Origin of the sequence: Micromonospora sp. 15K316 (genome assembly GCF_004348525.1) — a bacterium.
Classification (GTDB): domain Bacteria; phylum Actinomycetota; class Actinomycetes; order Mycobacteriales; family Micromonosporaceae; genus Micromonospora.
In genome coordinates this window covers 1-8,130 of the sequence record NZ_SMKG01000252.1, presented here as the reverse complement: position 1 = coordinate 8,130, position 8,130 = coordinate 1, and the positions used below count along the sequence as shown (strand labels likewise).

Annotated in this window: 4 protein-coding genes; all 4 read left to right on the top strand. The window is 72.5% G+C overall.

Annotated elements, in window-relative coordinates:
• Positions 1–92: 92 nt before the first annotated feature.
• Positions 93–3,359, top strand: coding sequence for an efflux RND transporter permease subunit (locus E1211_RS28395; RefSeq protein WP_132352687.1), 3,267 nt, complete (start codon positions 93–95; stop codon positions 3,357–3,359).
• Between the two features lie 115 nt (positions 3,360–3,474).
• A complete protein-coding gene (locus E1211_RS28390) occupies positions 3,475–4,707 on the top strand; it encodes an MFS transporter (RefSeq protein ID WP_132352685.1) in 1,233 nt (410 codons plus the stop codon).
• Between the two features lie 98 nt (positions 4,708–4,805).
• Positions 4,806–5,750 (top strand): homoserine kinase, encoded by a 945-nt coding sequence (thrB, locus tag E1211_RS28385; RefSeq protein WP_132352683.1) that lies wholly within the window; start codon positions 4,806–4,808, stop codon positions 5,748–5,750.
• A gap of 294 nt (positions 5,751–6,044) precedes the next feature.
• Complete coding sequence (gene rho / locus E1211_RS28380) at positions 6,045–8,075, top strand: transcription termination factor Rho (RefSeq protein WP_132352681.1); 2,031 nt, start codon at positions 6,045–6,047, stop codon at positions 8,073–8,075.
• Positions 8,076–8,130 lie beyond the last annotated feature (55 nt).

Below are 8,130 nucleotides of genomic sequence, written 5' to 3'. Positions count from 1 at the left end.
GAGGTACCGGTCAGTACCCGGCGCGGGGCGGGGGGAGCGGGTCGGGCACACTTTGCATGCCCTGCAAATTTTTCTAGGAGTGAGCCAGGCCGATGTCGCTGCTCGCCAGATCAAGCCTTGCCAACCGAGGGCTGGTCGCCCTCATCGCGGTGGTGACCACCGTCTTCGGACTGTTCGCAGTGCCGTCGCTCAAGCAGCAACTGCTGCCGTCGCTGGAGTTTCCGGCCGCCTTCGTGATGGCCACGTACCCCGGCGCGACACCCGAGATCGTCGAATCGCAGGTCGTCGAGCCGATCGAGAACAGCCTCCAGGGCCTGCCCGGACTGGAGACCGTCAACTCGACGTCGCGCGAGGGCATGGCGACCGTCCAGGTGCAGTTCGAGTTCGGCACCGACCTGGACGACACGGTCAACAAGATGCAGACCGCGCTGAACCGGATCGGCGCGCAGCTGCCGGAGGGCGTGGACCCGCAGGTGCTCGCGGGCAGCACCGACGACCTGCCGGCGGTGGTGATCGCCGCCACCGGTGGCGGTGACGAGCGCGCGCTGGCCGAGAACCTGCGCGCCGATGTGCTGCCGGAGCTGGAGGCGATCGACGGCGTGCGTACCGTCGAGCTGACCGGCACCCGCAGCGACGTGGTGGTCGTCAAGCCGAACCTGGCGAAGCTGGCCGCCGCGAAGCTCGACCCGAGCGCGATCGGGACGGCGCTGAAGACCAACGGTGTGGCGGTGCCGGCGGGCACGGTCACCGACGGCAGCCAGGCGCTGCCGGTTCAGGTCGGCACCCCGGTCGGCACCCTCGACGACCTGCGCGGCATCGTCGTCGCGCCCGGGCCGAACCCGGTCCGGCTCGGCGACGTGGCCGCCATCGAGGAGACGCTCGCCCCGGCCACCGCCATCACCCGTACCAACGGCGAGGACAGCCTGGGCATCGCGGTCACCGCCAGCCCCGACGGCAACGCGGTGGAGATCTCGCACGAGATCCGGGACCGGCTCGACGCGCTGCGCGACGCCTCCGGCGCCGGACTGACCGTGATCTTCGATCAGGCGCCGTTCGTGGAGAAGTCGATCGAGAGCCTCACCACCGAGGGTCTGCTCGGCCTCGTGATGGCGGTCATCGTCATCCTGGTCTTCCTGCTGTCGGTCCGCTCCACAGTGGTCACCGCGGTCTCCATCCCGCTCTCGGTGCTGGTCGCGCTGATCGCGCTCTGGATCGGTGACTACTCGCTCAACCTGCTCACCCTCGGCGCGCTGACCATCGCGGTGGGCCGGGTGGTGGACGACTCGATCGTCGTGTTGGAGAACATCAAACGACATCTCGGGTACGGCGAGCCCAAGCGCGAGGCGATCGTCAAGGCCGTACGAGAGGTCGCCGGCGCGGTCACCGCGTCCACCCTCACCACGGTCGCCGTCTTCGCCCCCATCGCACTGGTGGGTGGCTTCGTCGGGCAACTCTTCGCGCCGTTCGCCATCACCGTGACCGTGGCGCTGCTCGCCTCGCTGCTGGTCGCGCTCACGGTCATCCCGGTGCTCGCGTACTGGTTCCTGAAGCCGTCCGGCGGCACGCCGGACGACGCCGCCGTGCGCCGGGCCGCGGAGGAGAAGGAGCTGCGCAGCCCGCTGCAGCGGGCGTACCTGCCGGCGATCGGCTTCGCCACCCGCACCCGGCGCACCCGGTGGATCACCGTCGGGCTGGGCGTGCTGGTGCTCTTCGGCACGTTCGGTCTCGCCAGCAAGCTGGAGACGAACTTCCTCGACGACTCCGGGCAGGACACCCTGAGCATCCGTCAGGAGCTGCCGGCCGGCACCGGCCTGGCCGCCACCGACGAGGCGGCGCGCAAGGTCGAGGCGGTGCTGAAGCGGACCGGCGGCGTCGAGACGTACCAGGTGACGGCGGGCGGCGGCGACCTGGGCTTCCTGGGTGGCGGCCGGAACAACGTCGCCAGCTGGTCGCTGGCGCTCGGCGACGACACCGACGCCCAGCAGATGCGGGAGAAGCTGCGCACGGCGTTCGACGCGCTCGGGCCCGACGCCGGCGAGTTCACCTTCGGCGGTGGGCAGGACGCCTCCGCCAGCCGGCTCGAGGTGGTCGTCCAGGCCGCCGACCCGGAGGTGCTCGACCGGGCCGCGAAGGCGGCCGAGGAGGCGGTGGCCGGTACGCCGGACGTGGCGGACGTCACCAGCAGCCTCGCCGACCGGGTGCCGCGGGTCGACGTCACCGTCGACCGGGTGAAGGCCGGCCGAGCCGGTCTCACCGAGGCGGCGGTCGGCCAGCTCGTGGCGCAGGCGTTCCGGGGTGCCCCGCTCGGGCAGGTCGCCCTGGACGGTGGCCAGCAGGACGTGCTGCTCCGCCTCTCCGACAACCCGCCGCTCAGCATCGACGAGCTGCGTGCGCTGCCGGTGGGGCCGGTGAAACTGGGGGACATCGCCACCGTCGAGCGGGCCGAGGGCCCGCAGCAGGTCAGCCGGATCGACGGAGAGCGCAGCGTCACGGTGACCGGTACGGCCACCGGGTCGAACCTCGGCGCGACCACCGAGGAGCTGCGTAAGCGCCTCGACGGGATCGACGTGCCCGGGGCGACGTTCGTCATCGGCGGGGTCAGCGCCGACCAGGCGGACGCCTTCGCCGACCTGGGGCTGGCGGTGCTCGTCGCGATCGCGATCGTCTTCCTGATCATGGTGGCGACGTTCCGCAGCCTCATCCAGGCACTGATCCTGCTCATCTCGATCCCGTTCGCGGCCACCGGCGCCATCGGTCTACTGCTGGTCACCGGGACCCCGCTCGGCGTGCCCGCGCTGATCGGCATGCTGATGCTGGTCGGCATCGTGGTCACCAACGCGATCGTGCTGATGGATCTGGTCAACCAGTACCGGGCCCAGGGCCTGAGCGTGCAGGAGGCGGTCGTCGAGGGCGGCCGGCACCGGCTGCGGCCGATCCTGATGACCGCGGTGGCGACCATCTTCGCGTTGCTGCCGATGGCGTTCGGGCTCACCGGGGAGGGCGGCTTCATCTCGCAGCCGCTCGCGGTCGTGGTGATCGGCGGCCTGCTCACCTCCACGCTGCTGACCCTGCTCCTGGTGCCGACGCTCTACACGATGGTGGAGAACACCAAGGAGTCGCTGCGGGAGCGGCGCCGGCGGCGCGTGCACGGCTCGCCGGCGGAGCCGACCGACCCGGCGGGTCCGGCGACCGAGCCCGAGCCGGTTCCGGCCGGCGTCCGGACGGGCTCGGCTGACGGCAACGGCACCCGGCCGGACGCGCGGCCCGCGCCCTCGGCGGCGCTGGTCGACGGCACCGACCAGTTCGAGGTGCTCAAGCTGCCCAAGAGCCGCACCTCGCCCCTGCCGCCCACCGAGTAGCGGCGCAGCCCCAGGTACGCCCCCGGCGGGTTCCGATCCGCCGGGGGCGCGCCATGTGGGACGGATAGGCGTACCGCGCAGGGGCGTTCCGGCAGGCGGGGTAGGGTGCTGGTCCGTGGCGTCCACCCTTTCGGTCCTTACCCACAACCGGAACTTCCGCAACCTGTTCCTCGCCGAGCTGGTGGTCTTCGGGGCCGACTGGTTCGTCATGGTTCCGCTGCTGGTGCTGCTGCCGCAGCTCACCGGCAGCGGCGTGTGGGGCGCGCTGGTGCTGGCCGTCGACACCGGTGTGGTGGCGCTGCTGCTGCCGTTCACCGGCGCCATCGCCGACCGGTTCGACCGGCGGAAGATCATGATGGCGGCGAACGTGGCCGCGCTGCTCGGGGTGCTGCTCCTGCTCGGCGTCCGTAGCGCCGGCACCGCCTGGCTCGGCCTGCTGGCGATCGGGGTGGTCGCGGTCGCCAAGGGCTTCTACTCGCCCGCCGCCCAGGCCGCCCTGCCCAACGTCCTCGATCCGGACGAACTGGCCGCCGGCAACGCGATCGCCGGCTCGGCGTGGGGAACCATGACCGTCGTCGGCGCCTCGCTCGGCGGCGTGCTCAGCGACCGGGTCGGACCGTACGCCTGCTTCTGGATCGCGGTGGTCGGCCTGGCGCTCGCCGCGATCCTGGCCGCGACGATCCGCCGGCCGTTGCAGGCGCCGCGGGAGGCCGGCGTGGCGCCGCAACGGGCGTGGGCCGCGGTGAGCGAGGCGTTGCGCTACATCGGACACCGGCCGCGGGTGCTGGCGCTGGTCACCGTGAAGTCGGCGGTCGGGCTGGGCAACGGTGTGCTGACGGTCTTCCCGCTGCTGGCGGCCGTGTACGGGGCCGGACCGGCCGGCACCGGGCTGCTCTTCGCGGTCCGCGGCGCGGGGGCGCTGGTCGGGCCCATCCTGATGCGGCGGGTGCTCACCAACCGGGCGCTGCTGCTGCCCGGCCTGGCCCTGTCGATGTCTCTCTACGGGTTGGCCTACCTCGGCACCTCGGCGGTGAGCTGGTTCCCGCTGGTGCTGGTACTCGTCTTCGTGGCGCACTTCGCCGGCGGCAGCAACTGGGTGATGTCGAACTACGCGCTGCAGGGCGAGGTGCCGGACCGGCTGCGCGGGCGGGTCTTCGCGACCGACATGATGCTGGCGACGCTGGCCATCTCGATCAGCCAGCTCGCCGTCGCGCTCGTCGTGGACACGGTGGACGAGCGCGTGGTGCTCGCCGGCTGCGGGCTGGTCACCCTGGTCTACGCCGTCGGCTGGCGGATCGCCACCCGGCGGCTCTCCCTCACCGACCCGGTTCCCGAGCCGGCCGGCTGACCGACGGGACAGCCGGGTGGGGCGGACGCCGAAACGGGCGGCATCTCACGGATCGGGCGGACGGCGGGGATGTCGGGGCAGGGCCATAGCATGAGCCGGTGCCGAAGAACTTCGAAGCCGGGCCGGTCCGGGTCCGGGCTCCCGCCACCAGCGCCAACCTGGGGCCGGGCTTCGACGCGCTGGGGCTCGCGCTCGGGCTCCACGACGACGTGTCGGCCGAGGTCGCCCCGTCGGGCGTCCGGGTCACGGTGACCGGGGAGGGCGCGGGCGAGCTGCCCGACGACGACCGCCACCTCGTGGTCCGGTCCATGCGTGCCACCTTCGACCGGCTCGGCGGGCAGCCGCCGGGGCTGATCGTCGAGTGCGTCAACCGCATCCCGCAGGCCCGTGGGCTGGGCTCCTCCTCGGCGGCGATCGTCGCCGGTGTGCTGCTGGCCCGGGCACTGGTGGTCGACGGCGAGCGCCGCCTCGACGGCGAGGCCGTCCTCCGGCTCGCCGCGGAGCTGGAGGGCCATCCCGACAACGTGGCGCCCTGCCTGCTCGGGGGTTTCACGATCGCCTGGACGGAACCCTCCGGCGCACGCGCGGTCACCCGAGAGGTCGCCGAGGGCGTACGCCCCACCGTCTTCGTGCCCGGCGGCCGCGGGCTGACGGCGGTGGCCCGCGCGGCTCTGCCGGCCGAAGTGCCGCACCGCGACGCCGCGTTGAGCGCGGGGCGGGCGGCGCTGCTCGTGCACGCGCTCACCACCGACCCGGCGCTGCTGCTGCCGGCCACCCTCGATCGGCTGCACCAGGATTACCGCGCGGGTGAGATGCCCGGGACGGCCGCCCTGGTCAGCGAGTTGCGTGAGGCAGGTGTGGCGGCTGTGGTCAGTGGGGCCGGCCCGACGGTGCTGGCTCTCGACGCTCCGCCCGAGGGCTTCGACGCGGGAAGAGACTGGCAGGTCTGGCGGTTACCGATAGATGTCAGCGGTGCCCGGGTCACCCGGGGTAGACTTGGACACGCCGAGCGGGGCCCTGTTGCCGCAGGTCGGAAGAGTTGATTACGCTCTAGACTTAGCACAGCCGCGAAGCATGCGATCTTCCTGCGGGTCGGCGCACCCCCGAAGCTCTCGGCGGTAAGCCCGTCACCCCTGCCAAGGCCACGCCGCACCGCAGTTTCCACAGGTCGCCGCAGACGGCGAGACCTGCTCACCGAGGCTGGTGAGTCGGAAACGGACCGGCTGCTGTGTCACAGACTCCCGCGACGCGCTCACGCGAGGCGGGTGCACCGAGGCCGCCCGGCCACCTGCTTTGTCGACTCCGGGCAGTCACGGCCTATCGAGGGAAGGAATCCATTGAGCGACACCACCGACGTGACGTCGGATGTTTCCAACGTCGCTGGCGAAGCCACCACCGCCGCCCCCGCTCGTCGGCGGCGTAGCGGCACCGGTCTGTCGGCGATGCTGCTGCCAGAGCTGCAGAGCCTGGCCGCGTCGCTCGGCATCTCCGGCACGGCCCGTATGCGCAAGGGCGAGCTGATCAGCGCGATCACCGAGCGGCAGGGCGGCGCCGCCGCCGGGACCCCTCGACCTCGGGCCGAGGTCGCGGCCGCGGCTGCTCCGGCCCGCGAGGAGGTGCACGCCGAGGTGCGGGAGACAACTGAGCGGCCGGAGGCCGAGCGGCGTACCGCCGAGGCGGCGCCCGCCGAGCAGGCCACCACCGAGACCGAGGGTCGCGGCCGGGGTCGGCGCCGGGCGCGCACCGAGGAACGCGCTGCCGAGCCTCGGACCGAGACGGCCGAGACCGGCGAGCGTGCCGACCGGGGCGAGGGCCGCGGTGGGCGTGACCGCAACGAGCGCGGTGACCGCGCCGAGCGCGGTGAGCGCAACGACCGGGCGGAGCGCGGTGAGCGGGCCGAGCGCGGTGAGCGCAACGAGCGGGCCGAGCGCGGTGAGCGTGGGGACCGCAACGACCGGGCCGAGCGCGGCGAGCGGGCCGAGCGCGGCGACCGGGCCGAGCGCGGCGAGCGGGCCGAGCGCGGCGAGCGGGCCGAGCGCGGTGAGCGGGCCGAGCGCGCGGACCGCAACGATCGCGGTGACCGGGGTCAGCGCGCCGAGCGGGACACCGACGGCGACGACGACGGCGAGGGCGGTGGCCGGCGTGGCCGGCGTAGCCGGTTCCGGGACCGTCGCCGCGGCCGTGGTGAGCGTGCCGAGGGGGGCGAGGGCGGCCGCGAGCCGCAGGTCGGCGAGGACGACGTGCTCGTCCCGGTGGCCGGCATCATCGACGTCCTCGACAACTACGCCTTCGTCCGGACCACCGGCTACCTCGCCGGCCCGAACGACGTGTACGTCTCGATGTCGCAGATCAAGAAGTACGGCCTGCGCCGTGGCGACGCGATCACCGGTGCCGTGCGGGCGGCTCGCGAGGGCGAGCAGCGGCGGGACAAGTACAACCCGCTGGTCCGGCTGGACACCATCAACGGGATGGAGCCGGAGGAGGCCAAGCGCCGGCCGGAGTTCTACAAGCTGACCCCGCTCTACCCGCAGGAGCGGCTGCGGCTGGAGACCGAGCCGCACATCCTGACCACCCGGGTGATCGACCTGGTCATGCCGATCGGTAAGGGGCAGCGGGCGCTCATCGTCTCGCCGCCGAAGGCCGGCAAGACGATGGTGCTGCAGGCCATCGCGAACGCGATCACCCGTAACAACCCCGAGTGCCACCTGATGGTGGTGCTGGTGGACGAGCGCCCCGAAGAGGTCACCGACATGCAGCGGTCGGTGAAGGGCGAGGTCATCGCGGCCACGTTCGACCGTCCGCCGCAGGACCACACGACGGTGGCCGAGCTGGCGATCGAGCGCGCGAAGCGCCTGGTCGAGCTGGGGCACGACGTGGTCGTGCTGCTCGACTCGGTGACCCGGCTCGGTCGGTCGTACAACCTGGCGGCGCCGGCCAGCGGCCGGATCATGTCGGGTGGTATCGACTCCACCGCGCTCTACCCGCCGAAGCGCTTCCTCGGCGCGGCCCGCAACATCGAGAACGGCGGGTCACTGACCATCCTCGCCACCGCGCTGGTCGAGACCGGCTCGATGGCGGACACGGTCATCTTCGAGGAGTTCAAGGGCACCGGTAACGCGGAGCTGAAGCTGGATCGGAAGATCGCCGACAAGCGCACCTTCCCGGCCATCGACATCCACCCGTCCGGCACGCGCAAGGAGGAGATCCTGCTCGCGCCGGAGGAGCTGGCCATCATCCACAAGCTGCGCAAGGTCCTGCACTCGCTGGATTCGCAGGCGGCTCTGGATCTGCTGCTGGACCGGCTCAAGCAGTCGCGTACCAACATCGAGTTCCTGATGCAGATCGCGAAGTCCACGCCGGGGGAGTGACCCCGGGGTAGGTGGCGACAGGAGGGGCACGGCCGGGCGGCCGTGCCCCTCCTGC

Excerpts from the sequence above, each read along its gene's own strand:
- E1211_RS28395 (WP_132352687.1), top strand. The coding sequence starts at position 93 with ATGTCGCTGCTCGCCAGATCAAGCCTTGCCAACCGAGGGCTGGTCGCC.